We start from the raw sequence: 22,023 nt of genomic DNA on the forward strand, positions 1-22,023 counted from the left end.
TCCGATTTTCTAAATTTGTCATTCTAGACACACGACTAATACAAATATTCACGCCAAAATACTTGCCATTTTCAATCAAATGAAGCAAGTAATTTAGCGTGAATCTGAAAATTAGTCGTGTCTCAATTTCGCCATTTAACGCAATCACGATTTTATATTCTGATCATGATTTTTCGTTCGAAGAAATAGGCTGTCAGCAAATCTTGCCAAGTTATTTTACGTTACCGCCTAAATCAGAAGTTGCGGAAGACAATGGGCATGATTGCAGTGACAGTGTTATAAGCTCGAAACGTGTTTCGAGCTTATAACACGGGCAAAACTTTAGATTTTGTGCAACAAAAGCTACAAGTTTTAGGCGAAAGCTCCTTTTTGAAGTAGAGCGTGGAGAAAGGCGGTTAGCAGTTGAGCATTAACGATAATTTCTGAATGATTCGCTTGCGAATCGTTTAGAAATTGTTGTTAAGCACAGACTGCTGCCTTGCGGAACGCGTTTCAAAAAGAGCTGCGGCCGGCCCCATAGGCTAGCATGCCCATTGTCTGTAGCAACTTCGGTTCAACGCATACCCCAGCAAGAATAACCATTTTCCGTAGCGACTTCGGTGAAAAGGTGCGACAACTCATAGTTGGAATGATATTTACAGCATCTGCTTCCGCCAAACCACTACTGCTGCAATGCCATACAATATCGCGGTCCACGCTATCAATACGACTGCTCCAACAGGTAATGAGGCAATCGGCCATGTGGTTTGATGTAACACCACATTTGGTAGATCAAAATAAGCAATCGGTAACAACGTGGTGATTTTTGACAGCAGATGGTTGGATAAAACGGCGGGACTGCCTAGAAGAATTACGCCGCCAACAACGGTCAGCACGATACTGAAATGATGGCTGAATAAACTGACAAGTGCAGTGAGAACGGCAAGGAAAATCACGACGAGTAATAGGAATGCGAGATATAATCCGAGTGCGTACCCTAACATCAAGGATTGCACGTGCTGACCGTCCAGTGAATAGACCAATGGATAATGCCAGGTGCCGAAACCGTATTTGACGCCGACGATGACGAAGCAAGTCAATGCCGCAATCAATAATAGCGCGGGTGGAATTAATAAAGATGTGCCGAGTTTGCTTGTGATCGTTCGTAACGGGTTAGTTGGTACGGTGTTGAGGAAATCCAACGTACCTTCTTGTTGCGCAACGGTGAAAATCTGGGCCAACTGAATGGCGAATACAAATAAAATTAGGATTGGGGTCAGGCGATAGAAAAATGCATAGGTCAAATAGTTAGTTGCCGGCGCATTTTCTTGGCTAGCTGGGATTTCCGTGAGCTGATGTTTCAATAAATATTGATAGAAGAAGACATCCTTCTTGCGTCCTAATAACGAATAATCCGTTTGTTTGCCCGGAGAGTCAACCAGGCGAATCGTACTGCTGCGGCCCTGCTGAGTCTCCTTTAAGTTGTACTTAGCATACGCAAGTAACGCTTGGTTGACCTCGGTGGGTTTTCGACCGAGATAAGCCATAATAATTGCGGATAAATACTCGTATTGCTCCTGATCTTGTTCCAAGATAGCCTTTGTGCTTAGATCCGGATGCTTATCCTGCTGTAGTTTTTTGATTTCATCTTGCACCTTTACTGAGGTCTGATCATAGGCATCTTGAATTTCGTTGATGTAACTGGGCGTTGTGCCTAATTATCGAAGAAATTGACCATTAAAAGTAGAAAAAAAGTCAAAAAGATGACAACTGTAAAACTTGACCATAGATTCTGCTTGAAATCAAGCTTAATTTGCGTGCGCATTCGTGGCCTCCTGCTGCATTGCTGGTTGCTGCAAGAACATCCCAGTATATTCAGCCATCATATCTTGTCCGGCGTTGACCAATGGATGGATCTGTTGATCTCTTAGGAAATAAACCACGTCGCAAATTCGTCCGACACTATCCATTTGGTGTGACGAAACCAGCAAGCTCTTACCTTGATGCCGTAGATAATCAAAGACGCGCTCGAATAATTGAATGCTGGTTGGATCCAGTCCGTTCAATGGCTCATCAATCAACATTAACGAGGCATCACTCACCAAATACATCGCCAAGATCACATGTTACTTCATCCCTAGCGACATATTTTTAATCTTCATCTTGTCATAGCTAGCCATGCCCAATTCATCTACAACTTGTTGGATGTTGATTGATGAATGCCACATCGACTTGACGTATAACAAATGATCTTTAGCTGTCAAATCCTTATACAGGTGATTTGAACTCTCGACGAAGAATAACTGATTTAAATATTTCGTCCGTTGCTTGCGCTGGTCATACGAATTCAAGGTTAGTGTCGCATTTCCATGCGGCAACAAACCGGATAGTAACCGCAGCAAAGTCGTTTTGCCCGTGCCATTAGGTGCAACTAAGCCGATGATTTTCCCGTTTTCGATGGTAAAGTTCACCTGATTCAAAATTGGTCGATTTTTAAACGCAAACGATAGATTCTTGACTTCAAGCATGTCAAATCCTCCATTGCAACTATTTAATTTTTTGCATTCCTGCCTGGCAAGTACTCAGCATAAACGTCTCCGAACGCCCTTCTGTCCACAAATATAACTTGCATCGCTAGAATAGAAACCTGTGTGCTAACATTAATGTAGTAAAAAGAAAGCGTTTTACACAGCTGTATGTGAATACTATATCATTGTTTAAAGGTCATGCAACTCTTTTAGAGAAACTATTTTAGGAAGATACCCCGAATCTTCCTAAAACATCCTTGCGTGAAGCCGTCAAGCTAGATCAGCTGGCGCTCGACTTTGAGAAACGCGAGGGGGATGGCATTCGTCCCGCACAAATACGGCTTGCAATTCTCGATCAGCTACATCATTGGGATGACGTCAATGACCAGCTTGCGGAGTTGATCAAGATGGGCGCACCCTTGTCATTTGACCTTTTCACAGGACCTGATATGAAAAACACGACCCGAAAACTACTAACATTCGGTGTTCTCAATCTCATTTTACCTGAAAAAAATTACTACGCGTCTGAAAATAAAAAGGGACAGCAATTACTTGCGACTTGGCACCAATGGCAGTCGACGTCCTAAAACGCTTTGGCTTCGAGGAAACCGTTGCGACACAACTCGTCGATCAGGCGGTTGCTTTCGATGCTTCACTGGTGCCGTTTGTTAAAGGCGCCGAAGAACTGGCTGATTACACCGCAAGATATCATCCAACTGACTTCGCCGAATTTACTCGCTTAATTCCCGCAATCGATCTGAATCAGGCAATTGCCGACATCCTCCAACGTCTCCCGGTACAGATCAACGTGACCCAGCCTGAATACTTCAAACATCTCAACCAGCTCCTCACCACCACGCCATTCGAGGAATTCAATGCTTGGCTACAAGTTAAACTAATTCTTGAAACAACGGCCTATCTGACTGAAGATTTACGCCAATTAGGCGATCGTTATCGTGGTGTTCTTGGTGGCCGCCGCGCAACGCCAAGTCAAGAGAAACAAGCTTACCGAATGGTCGTACGCTATTTTGACGATGTGATTGGGAAATATTACAGTGAAACTTATTTTGGGGATCAAGCAAGACAAGACGTGACGCAGATGACGCGTCAAATGATTGATATTTATCGGCAACGTCTCGAACGGAATACTTGGTTGTCACAGACCACAAAGATGCGTGCCATCGATAAATTGGATCACCTCGTACTCAAAGTCGGTTACCCAGATGAGATCCCTGCCGTTTATGATCAGATAAAAGTCAAAACGGCGGCGGACGGTGGCAATCTGCTGAACACGATTCTAACCATTGAACGTGTGAAACGCGAGGCCGATTTCTTAGCGGTGAACCAGCCGACTGATCGTTCACGCTGGATGATGACTGGTCAAACCGTTGATGCTTGATACATCCCCAGCTTCAGCGAAATCAATCTTCCCGCTGGCATTCTACAGGCACCTTTTTACAGCATCAACCAGTCTGATTCGGAAAATTACGGCGGCATCGGCACAATAATCGCTCACGAGATCTCCCACGCGTTTGATAGTAATGGAGCTAAATTCGATGCGTTTGGAAATCTAAATAACTGGTGGACACCTGCCGACTTTGCCGCATTCGAACAACGCACGCAAGCGATGGCCGCCGAATTTGATGGTCTAGACTATGCAGGGGTCAAACTCAATGGTCAGCAGATTCTTGGCGAAAACATTGTCGATGCTGGCGGACTTTCCTGCGCACTTGAAGCTGCCAAAAGAAGCGACCAAGTTGATCTAGTCGCCTTCTTTAATCACCTCGCTCTTATTTGGCGCTTGAAAACGACCGAGACTTTTCAGCAATTCATGGTCAATATCGACGTCCATGCTCCCGGTTCACTGCGTACCAACATCCAGGCACAGAATATAGACGACTTCTATCAAACGTTCCACGTCACAGAACAAGATCAGATGTGGCTAGCACCGGATAAACGCGTCCAGATTTGGTAAATCATCTTAATTTAATTGAACAATGACCGATTCAATCCTAAAATAAAAGTCATGAAAGTGAGGTCAGTTTATGCATCAGGTTATCTTGTACATCGCCCAGAGTTTAGATGGCTATCTTGCGAAGACCGATGGTTCGATCGATTGGCTGACACAATTCGGCGATGCCGACGAACTTGCACAGGATCCAAGTTACCAGGACCTGTACCAACGGATCGATACGGTTCTAATGGGCAGAAAAACCTATCAACAAATTATCGATGAACTCATGCCAGAAATGGCTGCAGATTACTTTTACGCAGATAAAACTAGCTATGTGGTCACAACCAAAACGCTCAAGCCGCGTGATCACGTGATTTTCACCAGCAGTGATCCAGTTGCCTTAGTGTCTGACCTCAAACACCAGAGTGGGCGTGATATCTGGGTGATTGGTGGTGCAGCGCTGATCAAACCGTTAGTCGATGCAGATCTCATCGATGAGTATCAAATCTCGATTGTGCCCATTCTTCTCGGAGATGGCATCAGACTTTTCGAGCAAAGTCGTCCAAAGGTGCGTCAATTACGACTGAAAAATGCGATTCAGCAAGGTGAATTAGCCTACCTCACCTACGAACGAATTCCCCAGGATTAAGATCTTTCACCTACAACGACGGGCTCAATCGATCAACCTTCTATTTTGGCGCATTTAATTAAAGACATCATCAAAGTTCCTGCCTAACATTGCTGTCATTGCTTGGGCTAGACGGACGGGATGGTGTCTTTTTTGCTGGCAAAAATCAGCGTGATGTTTGTGACATCTAAAAAAGAGCTATCCAGCTGTGAAGTGTTGTTAATTGCGAAACTTCCGCGAACTAACAGCACCAACGCATTTAAGACTTCGTCAGAAGGCCCAAATGTAGGCAGGATAACTCTTTTTATGATGATAACTAAACTAACAGACTAATTTTTAAACCGAGGGGCCAAAGCCGCCTGGTACGCATCGATCTTAGCCTGGCTGGCTTCAACACTTTTACCCACAACGCCGAAGTATAGCTTGATCTTCGGTTCTGTACCGGAAGGACGAACCGCAATCCATGTTTCATCAGCAAGATAGTATTTCAAAACATCTGCTTGGGGTAGATTCAATTCTGTCACCGTACCATCTGACAACGTCTTGGTCTGGTGTAAATAATCCTCCGTCGTTGTCACCGCAACACCATCAACTGCTTGCACAGGCTGCTCGCGGAAGGCGGCCATGACATTGGCCATCGTTTCTTGACCGGAAAGGCCAGGGAAGTCGAAGGATACGGTCCGCTCTTGGAAATAGCCGTACTTCTCAAATAATTCTTGCAGGCCGTCATACATTGTCTTGCCTTGCTCACGATAATAGGCGGCAACTTCTGCTAACATGACGGAAGCCTGCATGGCATCTTTATCACGCACGAATGATTTGACCAAGTAGCCATAACTTTCTTCGAAACCAAACAGGAAGTGGCCTTGACCTGTCGTTTCCATCTGTTCGATCTGTTCGCCAATATACTTGAAACCAGTCAAAACATTGCGCGTTTCGATGCCATAATTTGCAGCGACCTTCGTTGCAAATTCACTAGAAACAATCGACTTCACAATGCATCCATCCGCTGGCAACTGATTCATGGCTTGTTTGGCCGCCAAAATATAGTTAACCATTAACGCAGCAATCTGATTACCCGTCAACAGATGATAGTCCCCATTGGGTTGGCGAACGGCTGCGCCCAAGCGGTCCGCATCTGGATCCGTTGCAATCAACAAATCCGCCTTGACGTTTTTGCCTAATTGCTCTGCTAATTCAAAGGCTTGTGGGAATTCTGGATTAGGAAATAGGGTCGTTGCAAACTCAGGATCGAGCACTGCTTGCTCAGGCACAACGGCGACTTGAGTCAAGCCAGCCGTCCGGAATACACGGTCATACAACATCTTGCCCGTGCCATGAAGTGGCGAATAAACCAACGACAACTCACTAGCGACCTTCTTGATCAGATCAGGACGAATCGTAATCGTTGCTAATTCGGCTAAATAAGCCTGATCAAGATCTTCACCGATCAATTGCAACAGCTTCGCGTCACGTAATTGCGGTTGCGTCAAAGACTTGACACTGAATAAATCGGTCACTTTTTCAATATAAGCGACAATTTGGTCCACCTCTTCTGGTGGCATCTGACCCCCATCTGAGCCATAAATTTTGTAACCATTATATTGCTTGGGATTATGGCTTGCTGTGATCATAATGCCCGCATACGTCTTTAAATGACGCACAGTGAAGGACAACTCTGGTGTAGGTCTCAGACTATCAAACACAAAGCTCTTGATGCCATGCGCACCTAGAACGCCTGCAGCGGCAAATGCAAATTCCTGTGAGTGGTAACGAGAATCATAACTGATTGCGACACCCGCCGCTTTTTTTGCAGGTTCCAGCTGATCCATGAACTGAGCTAGTCCCTCAGTTGCCTGACGCACCGTGTATATATTCATCGCGTTGATCCCGGGCTGCATCACACCACGCATGCCCGCCGTCCCAAACGCCATCGGCTGCGTAAACGCCTCAACCAATTGGTTCTGATCCTTAGCCATCTCAGTCAACTCAGCCTGCAGATCCTGTGTCAAATCAGCTGCCTGCCACAATCGATAGTTATCTTCCCAACTCATAAAAAAAGCCACCCTTCAAAATAATGTGTCACAACACAAAATAGACGCGACACCCAAAATTAAGTCTTTAAGCACACGAAAAAGTAAGGAGATGTTCTGGTTTTATTATAACTGATTTAAAGCAGATGAAAAGAAGAAATTTGGAAGAAAAAAGTAATAGAGTGTGAAGCAAGGCGCTTAGAGTGTGGAAGCCCACGGGTTGAATTTGAGGATTAACATGATTAAGACCCGAATCTGCTTTTGGATTCGAGCCTTAATTGTGTTAACCGGAAAATTCAGTGGGCTGTAACACGTTTAGAGTGTGGAAGCCCACGGGTGGATTTTAGGATTAACATGATTAAGACCCGAATCCGCTTTTGGATTCGAGCCTTAATTGTGTTAACCGGAAAATTTGAAACATAATTGAACAAAGAATTAATGTTTATCTTTTGTTATAAGCTTAGCTAATAGAACAAAAAATAAAAATGTAACAAGCCCGATAATCGTTTCTTTTAGATTTATAAATCCATTCATAAAGTATTCTGATACAGATCTTGAGATTAAATACGCTGCAATTAGCAATAATGGCGTTTTATAATTCAAAGGTCTCATTTTGGACACTCCTCTCTACAAATCCATTAAACATTTTTGTTAAAATAAGTTCTTTACAATCTTTATAATTATATAATTATTATTTTTTATATTTAAACCAACGTTGTAATTCACTTGAATTATTCCAGTGATAATTAAGGCAGTCCCGCAATGAGTCTCACGAAACCCTTCATTTCAAAAAAGATGCCAATCTTTTTACTCTAATCGTTCCTTTGATTTCCAGTTATCACTTGTTATTTATATCGGCCGTCTTCATGTATGTTGATCACAACTCGCTCAGTGTAGAGAAAAAGAGTTATCCTGCTGTTAAAATGTTGTTATTCGCGTGATTTCCGCAAATTGACAACACGGGTTGAATTTAAGGCTTCGACAGAAGCCTGAATTCAAGGCAGTAGGATAACTCTTTTTTCTTGGCGTGAAACTAAAATGATTGATAGCTAGCTTAAGTTTAAATATTCAAAATCCACAAGAAGCCAATAAAGATGAAGAACAAGCCGTACATGACTGGTGAAACTTCTTTACCTCTTTTAGCAGCAATCATCGCAATTGGATAAGTGATCAATCCTAGCGCCATCCCATCTGAGATTGAGTAAGTCAATGGCATGCCGATCACGATCAGGAAGGATGGAATCGCAATTTCCAATTTTGACCAGTCAATCTTTGTGAGGTTCTGTGCCATCAATACACCAACGATGATCAGTGCTGGTGCAGTGACTTGCGTGGTCACGACAGCCAATAATGGCGAGAAGAACATGCCGAGGATGAAGAATAAACCAGTGAACACTGCGGTCATGCCTGAACGTCCACCAACCGCAATACCTGCAGAGGATTCAACGTAAGCACCCACCGGTGAAGTTCCCAAGATTGAGCCAGCAAACATTGCAGTTGAGTCTGCCATCAAAGCTTTGCCGACGCGAGGCATTTGGTTGTTTTTCATAAATCCGGCTTGTTGTGCTAAGCCGACTAAGGTGCCGGCTGTATCGAAGAATGTCACCAGTAAGAAGGTCAGGACGACAACAACGAGTTGCAAACTGTTGATCGAGCCCACGTGCTTAAGAGCAACTCCAAACGTTGGGGCCAAGCTTGGCGCACCAGAAACAATTCGTGATGGCAATTCAATCATGTTGGTCACAACGCCAAGTGCTGAAGTTAAGACCATCCCAATGAAAATCGCGCCGGGAACGCGACGAATCATCAAAATTGCGGTCGCAATCAAGCCGAAAATCGTTAGCCAAGTCGTTCCAACACTGAGTGAGCCTAATCCAACAACTGTCGATTTGTTGGCGACGATCAATCCACCATCTTGTAAGCCAATGAAGGCAATAAACATACCGATACCGCTAGAAATGGCGAATTTAAGATCCGCGGGAATCGCGTTAATAATCAGTTCACGCAATTTAAAAATCGTAATTAATAAGAAAATAATCGAAGCCACAAACACACCTGATAAAGCCGTCTGCCAAGGAATCTTCATCCCAATTACCACGGTATAAGCAAAAAACGCGTTAATGCCTAATGCGGGTGCCGAAGCAATGGGGTATTTTGCTAGAATGCCCATGATGAAACAACCGAGCGCACTGGCCAATGCTGTTGCCGTGAACACTGCCCCCTTATCCATTCCTGCTGCGCCTAGGACGCTAGGATTAACGAATAAGATATAACACATGCTGACAAACGTGGTGAGACCCGCCAGCAATTCTCGGTGCCAATTCGTTTTTAATTCATCAAACATGAAGTATTGCGTTAACTTTGAGCCCATAATGTCCCATCCTTTAAATAATGTTCGTGTTTTTTGTTTTCTGAAAGACATTTACTATCATATCTCAGGCGATATCAGTTGTAAAGACAAACATTAATCTTTTTTCATTGTGCCTTAACTTTGTTTGAGCCTGCGACTCGTCTTGCGCCACATGACTGCATATCGCCTCATGACATTGCCCGCAGACACCGCGCAATCGCAGCAAGACAAAAAAGTATCGATAGAATCAGCTATAAAACCGAATCTATCGATACTAATATCATTCGTATTCGAAATTAACGTGAAAGCTTTCAGAGCCGAATAATGTTCGTCATTTCATCCTCGGTTTGAACTTTACTTTCGAGTTTGCCATTTGCAAGTTTCAAGTGGCGCGTTGCCAAAGGTAAGATGCCTCGGTCCAATGTAGCCATAATTACCATCATGCCTTGTTGATGCGCTTGTTGGATCAACCGATGCAACTGTGTCTTTTCCTGCTCGTCAACATCTGCAGTAATTTCATCCAGCAAAAGCACCTTTGGTAATAATAACAAGTTGCGAATTAGCACGATCAGCTGTTTTTCACCCATCGATAATTCACAGATCAAGCGATCCATGGTCGTCGCTGGCAAAAGTGCTGCACGAAAATATTGTTCGACTAAGCCAAGATCAAGTGTCGTGTGACGAAGTTTAAATGGAAACGTCAGATTATCACGAACGGTGCGACCGAATAGAATCGGCTTTTGAAAGCAAAACGCAACTTGTTGCCGATAGGCGGTAATTCCCATCCGTACTGCAGTATCATCCGTGATGGAGACAATACCACTCGTTGGTTCTAGCAAAGTTGAAATAATTTTCAACAATGCGCTCTTGCCACTGCCTTCAGAACCACAGATTGCCAAAAAGTCGCCTTGTTCGGCTTTAAGATTCAAGTGGTCAATGACGGTGTGGCCATGTGAGACAAAGCTCACGTCTTCTAAGTCTATGATTGTCAAACTTATCACTCTCCCCCAAGATGATAATAAGTTAATCATAGTCTTTTTATTGATGAGAGCGTTTCAATAATTATAATTATTCTTTATGATTATTGATTTCCTTAGCTTGCGCTTCATCAACCTCGGCGATTTTAGCCATGTCACCAACATATTCAAGTGTTTCTGGATTGATCAGGTAGGCCACGTCGAAATGAAAGCGATCGCCTCTTTGCCAACATTCGGTCACAATTAAACGTGCCTTCAGTGCAGGCGCACGATTCAACTCAATACCGAGTGCAGGCGCGGTTATTGTCACTGAAGACGTGTTGCGCAATTGAACCATGTATTCATAAATCAAGACATCTCGGTGCCAGATTGAAACTGGGATCGAACTGGTTAAACTCTCAGGAATTAATTGTGGTATTTTGGCTTGCAAATTTGGAAGCACTTGTCGGATTTGTTGATCCAGTTGCTTTTGATAAGAAATTTGTCGAAAACGCAGCCACAAATGATGGCCGATCACGTAAACGACCAAGGCAGCAATTATCATTCCGAAAACAGACCACCACATCACAAACACCTACCCTTAAATTAGAAAATTATTCATCTAAATTCAGTATAAGGTCTAGCGAAATAAAACACTACCAAAAGCGACTTGAGACGCAGCTGGCATAACGTGAAGCTGCGTACGCGTTCTTTATTGTACAATCCTTCTAAAATATGATAATATCAACGTAACTGTTGCTTTATGCAACCAATCGAGCGGATAAATTTAATTGATAAAAGGAGTTTTTATATTGATTTTCAAAGTCTTATACCAACCTGACCAAGTTCGCAATCCTAAACGCGAGCAGACTCAGGCCCTTTATTTGGAAGCAGCTTCTTCCATCGAGGCACGTGCCTTGGTTGAACAAAATACGGATTACAACATCGAATTAATCCAAGAATTAACGGGGAACTTCTTAGATTATGAGCAGAAGAATCCTGAATTTAAGCTGACGGAGTTCAATTAATGAACAACAAAAAGCCTAAAATTCAAAATAACGAAGTCGGCGTTTTTGCCATTGGTGGTCTTGGTGAAATCGGTAAAAACATGTACGGGGTTCAATTCCAAGATGAGATCATTATCATCGATGCAGGGATCAAGTTCCCCGAAGATGAGCTGTTAGGTATCGATTATGTCATTTCTGACTATAGTTATATTGCCGAGAACATCGACAAAGTCAAAGCCTTAGTCATCACTCATGGTCATGAAGACCACATTGGTGGTATTCCGTTCTTATTAAAGCAGATCCCCAATATACCTGTCTATGCAGGGCCACTTGCCTTAGCCTTAATTAAAGGTAAGTTGGAAGAGCATGGACTCTTGTCGACCACTGAACTTCATGAGATTGGTGAAGATACCGTCTTAAAATATCGTAAAGTTAGCGTCAGTTTCTTCAGAACTACCCACTCGATTCCAGATACTTTAGGGGTTGCTGTTCATACACCTCAAGGTACCATTGTCGAAACTGGCGATTTCAAATTCGATCTGACACCAGTCGGCGATCAACCTGCTCCTAATTTGCAGCGGATGGCGCGTCTAGGTGAAGAAGGTGTTCTCCTACTCATGTCGGACTCAACGAACGCAGAGGTGCCTAATTTCACCAAATCAGAGCGTTTCGTTGGTAACTCGATCCGTCATATTTTCGAAGGGATTGAAGGTCGCATTATTTTTGCTTCCTTCGCTTCTAATATCTCTCGTGTCGCCCAAGCAATCAATGCCGCGATCGAGCATGGCCGTAAAGTTGCTGTGTTCGGCCGTAGTATGGAGACTGCAATCGTCAATGGTCAAGAACTTGGTTACCTCAAGATTCCTGATGGCGTCTTAGTGGATGCTCACGAAATCAACTCATTGCCTGCCAACAAAGTGATGATTTTATGTACAGGTTCGCAAGGTGAACCGATGGCTGCACTGAGCCGGATTGCTAACGGAACCCACCGCCAGATCTCGATTAATCCTGGCGATACGGTTATTTTTTCAAGTAATCCTATTCCTGGTAACACAATTAGCGTCAACCATTTGATCAACCAACTTTCCGAAGCCGGTGCGGATGTGATTCATGGTAAAGTCAACAACATTCATACTTCTGGTCATGGTGGCCAGGAAGAACAGAAATTAATGTTGCGCTTGATGAAACCGAAGTTTTTCATGCCCATTCATGGTGAATACCGGATGTTGAAGATCCATACCGAATTAGCTGAACTCTGTGGTGTGCCATTGAATCACAGCTTCATTATGGAAAACGGTGACGTGCTCGCCTTGACGAAGAACCGCGCACGTCTGGCTGGTCACTTCCCGGCCGATGATGTTTACGTTGATGGCAGTGGTATTGGCGACATCGGTAACGTCGTCCTTCACGATCGCCGCGTCCTTTCTGAAGAAGGCTTGGTTGTGGTTGTGGCAACGATCGACTACAAGAAGAAATTGGTCCTTGCCGGTCCCGATATTCTCTCTCGTGGTTTTGTCTACATGCGTGAATCTGGTCCACTGATTGAAAGTGCTCAGAAACGCATTTACAGCGTGATGCGCAAGCTATTCGCCGAAGAAGATAAGGTGCTGGAATCCACGTTACGTGATGCTATCATCGATTCACTGCAAGACTTCTTGTTCGAGCGTACCGAGCGTCACCCGATGATTTTACCAATGTTAATTTCAGCAAATTAAATTCAAATTTGAATAAAGAGGCCTAGGCTAATCACCTAGGCCTCTTTTTTGTGAACTTGACTACCTCGCAATCCCACTAACTGGCTTGAACGGCTGACGGCGGATTTGTTGATTTTTGAAAGTATCGGTGTAATTTTGCCAGCCCTACTTCTATGGGGCTTAAAAATGATATAATAGTTCTTATTTGCGTGTCGATTTTCATCGGTATTTCAACTTTTTGGCTACTGCTGATCCCGCGCATTTCTATTTTAATCATGACCAATTTAATTCGTGAAACATCGTTCGGAGGAATCTTTGTGCCCAATTTCAAAGTGATCATTAATCTCAAGGCCGGCAGTGGAGAAGCTGCTGAAGTCTGGCCACAATTGCAACAAGCACTCAAACAAGTCCAGATTCGCTATCGTTCTTATGTCAGCGAATACGCAGGTCACGCCATCAGTCTCGCCACCAAGCTCGCTGATGAAGCTGACGACACCAATGAATCTGAGGAACAAACGGTTCTCATTGTCGTGGGTGGCGATGGGACTGTCAATCAAGTCCTCAACGGGATCCGCCGCTCACAACATCCCGACACACCGATTGCCTATTTCCCCGCGGGTTCTGGCAATGACTTTGCTCGCAGCTTACATCTGACGAAAGACGCGCATACGTTTGCGGCACAACTGACCACCATCGACCATATCACGCCATTAAACATTTTCGACGTGCATATGACCGATTCTGCCAACCCCGTTTATCGCCAGCAAAAGTTTCTCATCAATAATTTCGGCATTGGCTTCGATGCCCATGTTGTTCACTTAACCGAAAACTCACAGACCAAAAACACGCTGAATCGTTGGCATCTTGGCAATCTTTCCTATGCGTCTAATATCCTCACTGTCCTTAGAAAACAAGCCCCTTTCCAGTTGACCGTCTACGATGAGGCCAATCAACCGGTTCATTTCAAACATGCTTACTTGACAACAATGACTAATATCGCTTATTTCGGCGGTGGTATTAAAATTCTCCCTACTGCCGATCCACATCAACAAGAAATCGACCTAATTGTGATCGATAAGCCTAATTTTCCACGGCTGCTAAAACTCATCCGTCAAATTTTGACTAACGGTCATCATGTCAACAGTCCCGGGGTACACCTTTTCAAGGGAGACCACTTGAGATATGAAATATCACCCGCACAATATGGCCAGATGGACGGCGAGGACATGGGTAAACACCAATTCCAAATCACGGCGGAGAATGCCCAACACCCCTTCTGGATCTAAGCTTGTCTAACCATCAATTCGCCTGTACAACAAAAAGAAAGATTCCTTGGAATCTCCCTTTTTGTGTTGCCTCAATTTCTTTTTGTGGCATAACAATTCTTCTTCAAGGCGTTGCATTCACCTTATCCACGGGTCAATTCGTATCAACCTTATCCAACAGATCGGTCTGGATCAACGAAACAATTTGTTGATTCTGCGGTAGATCTGAGTGTTGCGCATTGCCACCGGTGACCGTAATTTCAGTATAATGCTGCACCTGTCCTTGATAAATATACTTACCGGCTTCCACGCTACCAAGCGGCACGAGTCCATCCGAATCATAATCTTCAGTACCGGCAATTGAATAAACATTCAGACTCGTCGGTAGCTTTTTTTTACTTTTAATAAAATCTGCTAGCATTTGGGTTTTGTGCGATAGCGTCGCCTCGTTGAAATTATACGGTGTGCCCAAAGTCATTAGTCGCTTCAAGGTGACATCATATTGACTCGCGTACTTCTCAAGAAAGGCCGTCAGAATGAGTCCCCCATTGGAATGACCAAAGGCTTTATAGTTATTAAAATTATAACGATTTTGCAATTGTGCAAATGCCATATCGAAGAACTTAGCTTGTTTCTTGATATTTTCGTAGCCGTCTTGATTATTTTCGAAGCCGACCACAATGACGGGTTCATTATCTTTGGCGCGAATGCTGCCACTATACGTGATTTTGCCGCTGCTATAAACTTTGACCTTCAGTAGACTATGTTTCACTGGCGAAGTCTCATTTAGTTTATCGACCAAGCTATCGAAACGATTTTCAGTTGCTGAACTGCCGGGAACCATGATAACTGGCGATAATCGCGAATTGCGCCATTTCGTGAGCTGATCAATATTTTCTCTCGTCCAAGAATACGCGGTGCTCGTGAGAAATACCAGTAGCAATAACACCACTAGCAACAAACCATGATCACGCCAACGCCACGCTTTAAATTTCAACTTAACTAATTTCATTTTCGGCATCCTCTTTTCGTTCGATCGTGGCCACGACATCTTCTGAAAGTTGCACGAAAGGCAAATAAATCAACACATCGATCAGCAAGCAGATTAAACCGACGATGAGCGCGGAAAAATGACCACCCGTTCCGATAAATGCGACCAGAACACCAGGTGTCCCTAATGGAACCGGGTAAGCCACTGGCGGCATCAATCGCAGATAAATGGCAAACGCTGCAATCGCCATATTGAAAACAGACGTTAGCATGAACGGCACCAAGTATAATGGGTTCAATAATAACGGAATTCCCAGCAACATCAACGCGTTGTTATTGAACAAAACGGGCAACGGTGACCAGCGTGCCACTCGTAACACATGTTGATGTTTAGCCACGATCAGGATGGCAATCAAGAGTGCCAGCGTTGACCCTAGCCCGCCGAAACTACCAAAACTGTGAAAAAGTGTTGTGCCAGTATACTTGTAAGGAATTTGCCACAGCGAGTGTTTCGTCAGTGCGCGATTCAGGTTGGCAATCGCACTAGGATCATCGTTAAACGAAAAAGTGGCATAAGGTCCACTCATGCCCAACCACCCCATCAATGTCGTCAACATTCCCACCAGAATCGTCGAGACAACTTCATGTTGTTGACTGCCGAAGTTGGCGACGCGTGTCACAATTTCTGAAATCACACTATACCGATTAAGCAGCACAACGAGATACTCGCCCAAGATACCAATCACACTGACAACTAGGATCGCGGGCAACGCAATGAAGGCGTGATCGAAGATATCCCTCGTCTTCCCGGCAATCGTCGTATCCGAACCACCGACACGGCGAAAAATCTGCCCCACAAAATAACCGAATAGCAATCCCAGCAACAAGCCCTGCATGCCCAACAAGGTCCAGTTAAAACTGATTCCCCGCTGACCAGTTGGGCGATAACAGATCAATAAATAGCCCACGAACGAAGTCAATCCAGCCATTTGACTATCTTTATGATAGCCCTTTGTCGTATAACGAGCGGCTTGATACGCAGCTAAAAGCGACGCGATTCCTAACGTTAATTGACTAACGCTCTGACAAACCGTTCGAATTTTTGTGGCGAATGGCAACCATTGGTAGATTGGAGACTTCGAATAGAGTGTGTAACAAGGCGGTTAGCTTCTGAGCATTAACGATAATATCTAGATGATTCGTGTAGCGAATCGTTTAGATATTGTTGTTAAGCGCAAGAAGTTGCCTTGTAGAGCACGTTTTCGAAGGCTCCAATTTTAGTCGAAAGCTACTTTTAGCTTGCTAAAAGAGCTGTAGACGGCCCCACAGCAAGAACGACCATTTTGCGTAGTAACTTCGGCAACCCGCACAAAAAAACACCCTATGCGGATGTCTTCGTCGTTAATTTAATATTCTCCATGCCAATCATTGGATCAATCTTTCCTGAGGCAATCAGCGTAGCCGTTAATCGAAATGTCTGTGGGTCTTCAACAGTCGCAGCTAAATCTGAATTGCGATCCTCCGTCTGTGCTTGGGAGGCTGTTTCTTTTTTATGATCAACTTGTGTATCTGCAGTTTTAGGCGCGTCGTTCACTTCATCGGGATTCATCAATCGACGAATACGCTGAGCCAATGTTGTGCGTCTTTCGGTGCCTTCTGCGAGAATTGCCTGGACAAAGGCCTCTTTTTGACCGACCATCACCAATTTTGCTCTGGCACGTGTGATTGCTGTATATAAGAGTTTACGCTGTAACATTCGGTGGCTTTGCATGGTCAGTGGCAAGATGACAAGTTCGTATTCGCTACCTTGAGATTTATGGATCGAGACGCAATAGGCCAAGCTGAGGTTACGCCAGTCAGCGGCGACCAGCTCGACTTCATTGCCTGAAAAATCTACGATCAGTTTAGCTTGATGGTCGTTTTTCTTAGAGGCTTCCTCAATACCAGTCACGCGACCGATATCACCGTTGTAAATACCGCGCTGGCCATCATTTTGGAGCTGAATAACCTTGTCGCCGATGCGATAAGTCACCTGGCCAAATTTGATTTCTTTCGTGGCTGCGGCTTTTTTAGGATTCACGAGGTTTTGAACACCATTATTCATGGCGTCGATGCCGGCAACACCCCGATACATGGGCGCGAGGATCTGTGTTTCTTCGAGTGAAAATCCGCGGGCAATCGATTTCTGAATCACTTGCTCAACAATATGCTCAACTTGGCCTGGTAGACAGGCAATGAACGAGCGATCGGGTAAGTTGTCAGTGAGATTATCTGGAATCATGCCTTGATTGATGTCTCTGGCTAACGAAATAATCGTTGAGCCGGTCGATTGGCGATAAATTTTAGTTAGTTTCGTGGTGGGTACGCAATGACTGGCAATCAGGTCCGCAAAAACACGTCCGGGACCAACCGACGGCAACTGATCTTGGTCACCAACCAGAACCACCTGCATCCCTTCTGGCACCGCTTGTAAGAGCGTCTGAAACAATTGTTGATCAACCATCGACATTTCATCTATAATCAACAGACGACCCTGTATTTCCTGTGCCTGCTCCTGAAATGGTTGATCATCCATCGCCGTTAATCCTAGTAAACGGTGAATGGTTTGTGCTGGTAAGCCGATGGTTTCGCTGAGTCGTTTGGCAGCGCGACCTGTTGGCGCGGCGAGACGGATGGGAAATGGTTCATCCTCATAATCTTTGGGATCCAAGCTGAGATGATTTTTCTTGGCAAACAACGTGACCACCGCAGACAAGATTGTGGTCTTCCCTGTTCCCGGGCCACCCGTTAAAATACTGATTGGCTGGTCGAGTGCCATCTTGATGGCATCAACTTGTTGCTGATCGTAGACAACCTTTAACCAACGTGATAATGCTTTTAATTCCTGATCGAACGACTTGACTGACCACGATTTTTCTTTCGCAGTCAATAATTTTTGTAGCCGGTTCGTAATTTCAAACTCGCTTTGATAGCTCGAATGTAAATAAATTCGTTTCTCTTCAACAATGATCCCACCGGAAGCAGCCAAGGCAACAAGTTCGTCGGCCACCTGCTGATCAGAGGGGACTTCGAAGCGGCTATCCGATAATAGCGCCAGCGCGCCTTCGAGAACGGCACGTGGATCTGAATAGGTATTGCCATTCGTAGCTAAGTCATTGCGTAAAAATTGAATCAATGCCGCTTCGATGCGAACCTGAGCGTCTGCCGCAATGCCTAACTTGGCTGCGACCTGATCGGCGCGTTTAAAACCGATACCTTGAATATCATACACGAGTTGATACGGATTTTTCTGAATGACCGCTAAGGCGTCGGAATGATATTTAGAGATAATCTGATCAACTAGCCGCGGGCCAAATCCATATTCTGCCAGCGTGATCATCGCCTGTTCCGTCCCGTGGGATTGTGCAAGCTGGGCAACAACAGCCTGTTGCTGCGCAGGCTTCAGGCCAACTTCTTGGAGCACATCAGCGTTGGCCAGAATCTTATCAATCGCATCGAGGCCTAAGTGATTGATGATTTTTTGAGCGGTCGCCTTGCCGACGCCCTTGAATTGTGTCCCCGAAAAATAGGCCACCAGACTACTTTCCGTATCCGGTGACATCAAATGATAATTATCTGTCTGAAATTGACGACCATATTTTGGATGAGAGACCACCTGACCACTGAACTCGTAGCGCTCATCAAGGTTCAACTCACCAAAACTGCCAGTGACGATGATGGTCGCATCGTCCCAATCGAAATTTTTCTTCGTGATCTTAACCGAGATAATTTTAAACAAACTCGTCGGGCTTTCGAACAAAACACCATCGATCAGCCCTTCGAGTGTCACGTTTCCTTGGATCGTTTTCATCATGTTATTCCTTATACTCCATGACCCGCACTTTCGCATCGGGTTACTCTGAGAGGATCAACGACACTGCCGACTCGTATTTCTTCGGCGCAACGGCAGCCACGCGTTGCAATAATTGACGACCGCGTGTGACGTCCCCCGTGTTTAACAAAGCCGATCCGTAAACGAACATGGCATCTGCATCATCTGGTTCTAGCATATTAGCCTGTTGCGCATAGCCTAAGCATTGCGTCCATGCCTGCTGTTTCGCTAAAATCTGTGCCAACAGTAAATTTGCAGGAAAATCAGACGGCTCGGCTTCAACCGCCGTCAACGCAAATGCCGCGGCTAATTGGATCTGTTGATGTTCGAAGTAGATGACTGCCAGTAAGTAATTGGCCTCAACTGCCAACGCCGAGCGACTTAGCTTTTGCAACCACTGAACAGCTTGCTGATCTTGCTTGAGTTGATGGGCAACAACGGCTTGGTTGTACAACACTTCGACGCGCTCTGGGTCGATTACCGCCGCACGTTGCAAGACTTGTTGCGCTTGAGTGAGATCAGTGACTTCGATCAACATTGTCGCCAATTGCAAAAGCAAGTCGACATCATTGGGCTGTTGCGCCAACAACTTCGTCAGTGCAATAATCGCTTCTTCCCGCTGCCCTGCTTTGAACTGTGCCATAATTTTTTCATTAATTTTAGGTTGTGGCGCTTGTTTCATGTTGTGATTCCTCCTCTGCAACGACAAGTTGACTCCCAATTGCTTAAACGACCGGGCTGCTTCGATTAGAAGCAACACTATTTTCGTAGATAACCGCCGGGTTAAATCGAGTCAGTTTTATCTAAATTCTTCCCTAAGAAGGAGGTTTCATTCCATTGTAGCTTCTTGAAATGTTGGCCTTGATCCTTCGTTTCGAGTACCGTTAAACTCGTGTTGGTCAAACCGCCATTCTTGCGTAAATCGGCTAAAGGAGTCCCAATCAAAGATTGCATCAATGCCGTCAATGCCGCGCCGTGACTCACAATCAAGATATGGTCGCTGTCTTTAGGATAGCTTTTGACAATCATCAAAATCACCTGGCGCATGCGCAAAATCAATTCACTAAATGTTTCGGCTTGGACCTCGTTTTCCTCAAATAAATCGGGATGGTGACGAAATGCATCCACTGCCGCTGGAAACTTTGCTTCGACTTCTTTAAACGTCTTACCCTCCATTACGCCGAGATTGAACTCACGTAAGCCGGTCTCCACGCGAATCGGTAGGTTCTTCTGGTTCAGGTTCTCGCTGAGAAAAACCGCAGTCGTTTTTGCACGCAAGAGCGGACTGGTGTAGATTGCGCGGAACTTAATCTTCTTTGACAATAAATACGTTGCTAATCGCGAGACATCTTGGTAACTTCCGGGCAGTAACGGCGAATCACCACCTGCTCCCTGATAGCGTCCCTCGAGATTCCATTTCGTCTTGCCGTGTCGTACGAAAAAAAGTTTAGTCATTTACCCATCCTCAAAATTATGTAATGAAAAAGGCTGGACATTTGATTGTCAGCAGCCTAATTATAGCGGGATGATGCTTGATTGAAGTTGAGATCGTGAGTCAGCTCGTCAATCCGTTCTGATTGATTCGCCTCGTTTCGACATCAACCAAACGAGATCATCACGCGTGGTTATGCTTATACATATTGTAAGACATTTGCATGGTCATAAGCAACATCGATCACGCCGCCACCTAAGCACTCTGAACCGTCGTAGAAAACAACCGACTGGCCAGGTGTGATCGCACGTACGGGCTCATCAAAAACAACTGTTGCCATCGTGCCATCATCGTTCATATTAACCGTCACACCAACATCAGCTTGACGATAACGGAACTTCGCCGTCACGTGGAATGACTGTGCAGGTGCATCGCCCGTAACAAACGAGATATTTGAAGCATCCAAGCTGGTTGCAAACAAACGTGGATTATTGAAGCCCTGGTCCACGATCAACGTGTTGTTGCTCATGTCCTTGCCGACAACAAACCATGGCTCACTCGACTCACTGCTACCGCCGATGCCCAAGCCAGAACGCTGACCAATCGTGTAATACATCAAACCATCATGCTGACCCTTGACCTCGCCGTCTGGTGTCACCATCTGACCAGGCTGTGCAGGCAAGAACTCCTTCAGGAATTTCTTGAAGTCGCGCTCGCCGATGAAGCAGATACCCGTTGAATCCTTCTTACGAGCAGTTACCAAGCCAGCCTTAGCGGCAATCGCACGCACCTCAGGCTTACGCATACCACCAATTGGAAACATCACTTTTTGCAATTGATCTTGTGACAAGGCATTCAAGAAGTAAGTCTGATCCTTGTTATCATCGGCACCACGAATCAAATGGACGGTGCCATCAGCATCACGTGATAACTGCGCATAATGCCCCATTGCGATATAATCGGCATCCATTTCCATCGCATAATCCAAGAACGACTTGAATTTTATTTCCTTGTTACACATCACATCGGGGTTAGGCGTCCGGTTGTGGCGGTACTCGTCCAAGAAATACTCGAAGACCCGATTCCAATACTCTTTCTCAAAATCGATCGAGTAATACGGAATACCAATCTGGTCGGCGACACGCGCCACATCCTCATAGTCTTCAGTCGCAGTACAGAAACCAGAATCCGTTGTATCATCCCAGTTCTTCATAAAAACACCGATGACATCATAACCTTGCTGCTTCAACAACCAAGCGGTGACAGATGAATCCACGCCACCACTCATCCCGACGATTACACGGGTCTTAGAATTATCCATGATTCAATTTGCTCC

General features: G+C 44.9%; 17 protein-coding genes and 2 pseudogenes. 6 read left to right on the forward strand and 13 right to left on the reverse strand.

The features are described 5' to 3' along the window. Positions 1 to 635 precede the first annotated feature (635 nt). From FC15_RS07410 to FC15_RS07420, 3 genes are all read right to left on the reverse strand, one after another. A complete protein-coding gene (locus tag FC15_RS07410; protein ID WP_146979164.1) occupies positions 636 to 1,571 on the reverse strand; it encodes an ABC transporter permease in 936 nt (311 codons plus the stop codon). Positions 1,572 to 1,787: 216 nt separating this feature from the next. Continuing rightward, entirely contained in the window at positions 1,788 to 2,090 is a 303-nt protein-coding gene (locus FC15_RS07415; protein ID WP_146979165.1) for a P-loop NTPase family protein, read from the reverse strand. Positions 2,091 to 2,105: 15 nt separating this feature from the next. Next, positions 2,106 to 2,507, reverse strand: coding sequence for an ATP-binding cassette domain-containing protein (locus tag FC15_RS07420; RefSeq protein WP_057825397.1), 402 nt, complete (start codon positions 2,505 to 2,507; stop codon positions 2,106 to 2,108). A gap of 257 nt (positions 2,508 to 2,764) precedes the next feature. On the opposite strand from FC15_RS07420, the pseudogene FC15_RS07430 reads away from it, so the two are divergent. The 3 genes and pseudogenes from FC15_RS07430 (at position 2,765) to FC15_RS07440 (ending at position 5,110) form a co-directional block, all read left to right on the forward strand. Beyond that, positions 2,765 to 3,906, forward strand: a pseudogene (locus tag FC15_RS07430) (M13 family metallopeptidase). Between the two features lie 30 nt (positions 3,907 to 3,936). Continuing rightward, a pseudogene (locus FC15_RS09045) lies at positions 3,937 to 4,482 on the forward strand (M13-type metalloendopeptidase); the annotation flags it as partial. A 70-nt stretch (positions 4,483 to 4,552) separates the two neighbouring features. Further along, on the forward strand, positions 4,553 to 5,110 hold the full coding sequence (locus tag FC15_RS07440) for a dihydrofolate reductase family protein (RefSeq protein ID WP_057825405.1): 558 nt from the start codon (positions 4,553 to 4,555) through the stop codon (positions 5,108 to 5,110). Positions 5,111 to 5,418: 308 nt separating this feature from the next. On the opposite strand, the gene FC15_RS07445 is transcribed toward FC15_RS07440, so the two are convergent. From FC15_RS07445 to FC15_RS07460, 4 genes are all read right to left on the reverse strand, one after another. Continuing rightward, complete coding sequence (locus FC15_RS07445; protein WP_057825407.1) at positions 5,419 to 7,143, reverse strand: phospho-sugar mutase; 1,725 nt, start codon at positions 7,141 to 7,143, stop codon at positions 5,419 to 5,421. A gap of 1,039 nt (positions 7,144 to 8,182) precedes the next feature. Further along, on the reverse strand, positions 8,183 to 9,493 hold the full coding sequence (locus tag FC15_RS07450; RefSeq protein ID WP_057825409.1) for an NCS2 family permease: 1,311 nt from the start codon (positions 9,491 to 9,493) through the stop codon (positions 8,183 to 8,185). Positions 9,494 to 9,783: 290 nt separating this feature from the next. Beyond that, positions 9,784 to 10,464, reverse strand: a complete 681-nt coding sequence (locus FC15_RS07455) for an ABC transporter ATP-binding protein (protein ID WP_057825412.1) — start codon at positions 10,462 to 10,464, stop codon at positions 9,784 to 9,786. Between the two features lie 76 nt (positions 10,465 to 10,540). Then, positions 10,541 to 11,014 carry a hypothetical protein gene (locus tag FC15_RS07460; protein ID WP_057825413.1) on the reverse strand — a complete coding sequence of 158 codons (474 nt, stop codon included), beginning with the start codon at positions 11,012 to 11,014 and terminating at the stop codon, positions 10,541 to 10,543. A 226-nt stretch (positions 11,015 to 11,240) separates the two neighbouring features. Between FC15_RS07460 and FC15_RS07465 the strand changes: the two genes are divergently transcribed. From FC15_RS07465 to FC15_RS07475, 3 genes are all read left to right on the forward strand, one after another. Continuing rightward, a complete protein-coding gene (locus tag FC15_RS07465) occupies positions 11,241 to 11,456 on the forward strand; it encodes a DNA-directed RNA polymerase subunit epsilon (RefSeq protein WP_057825415.1) in 216 nt (71 codons plus the stop codon). Next, a complete protein-coding gene (gene rnjA / locus FC15_RS07470) occupies positions 11,456 to 13,150 on the forward strand; it encodes a ribonuclease J1 (RefSeq protein ID WP_057825416.1) in 1,695 nt (564 codons plus the stop codon). The genes FC15_RS07465 and rnjA overlap by 1 nt, the downstream gene beginning before the upstream one ends. A 296-nt stretch (positions 13,151 to 13,446) precedes the next feature. After that, a complete protein-coding gene (locus FC15_RS07475; RefSeq protein WP_057825418.1) occupies positions 13,447 to 14,415 on the forward strand; it encodes a diacylglycerol/lipid kinase family protein in 969 nt (322 codons plus the stop codon). A gap of 133 nt (positions 14,416 to 14,548) precedes the next feature. Here FC15_RS07475 and FC15_RS07480 read toward each other — a convergent pair whose 3' ends face one another. The 6 genes from FC15_RS07480 to mnmA form a co-directional block, all read right to left on the reverse strand. Next, positions 14,549 to 15,406 carry an alpha/beta hydrolase gene (locus tag FC15_RS07480; RefSeq protein WP_057825420.1) on the reverse strand — a complete coding sequence of 286 codons (858 nt, stop codon included), beginning with the start codon at positions 15,404 to 15,406 and terminating at the stop codon, positions 14,549 to 14,551. Next, positions 15,393 to 16,502 carry a PTS transporter subunit EIIC gene (locus FC15_RS07485; RefSeq protein ID WP_057825423.1) on the reverse strand — a complete coding sequence of 370 codons (1,110 nt, stop codon included), beginning with the start codon at positions 16,500 to 16,502 and terminating at the stop codon, positions 15,393 to 15,395. The genes FC15_RS07480 and FC15_RS07485 overlap by 14 nt, the downstream gene beginning before the upstream one ends. 263 nt (positions 16,503 to 16,765) lie before the next feature. Further along, positions 16,766 to 19,237, reverse strand: a complete 2,472-nt coding sequence (gene recD2, locus FC15_RS07490; protein ID WP_057825425.1) for an SF1B family DNA helicase RecD2 — start codon at positions 19,235 to 19,237, stop codon at positions 16,766 to 16,768. Between the two features lie 40 nt (positions 19,238 to 19,277). Continuing rightward, positions 19,278 to 19,937, reverse strand: coding sequence for a tetratricopeptide repeat protein (locus FC15_RS07495; RefSeq protein WP_057825427.1), 660 nt, complete (start codon positions 19,935 to 19,937; stop codon positions 19,278 to 19,280). Positions 19,938 to 20,038: 101 nt separating this feature from the next. Continuing rightward, entirely contained in the window at positions 20,039 to 20,710 is a 672-nt protein-coding gene (locus tag FC15_RS07500) for a histidine phosphatase family protein (protein ID WP_057825429.1), read from the reverse strand. 176 nt (positions 20,711 to 20,886) lie between these two features. Then, positions 20,887 to 22,008, reverse strand: coding sequence for a tRNA 2-thiouridine(34) synthase MnmA (gene mnmA / locus FC15_RS07505; RefSeq protein WP_057825431.1), 1,122 nt, complete (start codon positions 22,006 to 22,008; stop codon positions 20,887 to 20,889). Positions 22,009 to 22,023: the final 15 nt, after the last annotated feature.

The sequence above is a fragment of the Lapidilactobacillus concavus DSM 17758 genome (assembly GCF_001435835.1).
Lineage (GTDB): Bacteria > Bacillota > Bacilli > Lactobacillales > Lactobacillaceae > Lapidilactobacillus > Lapidilactobacillus concavus.

Excerpts from the sequence above, each read along its gene's own strand:
- FC15_RS07415 (WP_146979165.1), bottom strand. The coding sequence starts at position 2,090 with ATGTATTTGGTGAGTGATGCCTCGTTAATGTTGATTGATGAGCCATTG.
- FC15_RS07420 (WP_057825397.1), bottom strand. The coding sequence starts at position 2,507 with ATGCTTGAAGTCAAGAATCTATCGTTTGCGTTTAAAAATCGACCAATT.
- FC15_RS07440 (WP_057825405.1), top strand. The coding sequence starts at position 4,553 with ATGCATCAGGTTATCTTGTACATCGCCCAGAGTTTAGATGGCTATCTT.
- FC15_RS07445 (WP_057825407.1), bottom strand. The coding sequence starts at position 7,143 with ATGAGTTGGGAAGATAACTATCGATTGTGGCAGGCAGCTGATTTGACA.
- FC15_RS07450 (WP_057825409.1), bottom strand. The coding sequence starts at position 9,493 with ATGGGCTCAAAGTTAACGCAATACTTCATGTTTGATGAATTAAAAACG.
- FC15_RS07460 (WP_057825413.1), bottom strand. The coding sequence starts at position 11,014 with ATGTGGTGGTCTGTTTTCGGAATGATAATTGCTGCCTTGGTCGTTTAC.
- rnjA (WP_057825416.1), top strand. The coding sequence starts at position 11,456 with ATGAACAACAAAAAGCCTAAAATTCAAAATAACGAAGTCGGCGTTTTT.
- FC15_RS07480 (WP_057825420.1), bottom strand. The coding sequence starts at position 15,406 with ATGAAATTAGTTAAGTTGAAATTTAAAGCGTGGCGTTGGCGTGATCAT.
- recD2 (WP_057825425.1), bottom strand. The coding sequence starts at position 19,237 with ATGATGAAAACGATCCAAGGAAACGTGACACTCGAAGGGCTGATCGAT.
- FC15_RS07495 (WP_057825427.1), bottom strand. The coding sequence starts at position 19,937 with ATGAAACAAGCGCCACAACCTAAAATTAATGAAAAAATTATGGCACAG.
- FC15_RS07500 (WP_057825429.1), bottom strand. The coding sequence starts at position 20,710 with ATGACTAAACTTTTTTTCGTACGACACGGCAAGACGAAATGGAATCTC.
- mnmA (WP_057825431.1), bottom strand. The coding sequence starts at position 22,008 with ATGGATAATTCTAAGACCCGTGTAATCGTCGGGATGAGTGGTGGCGTG.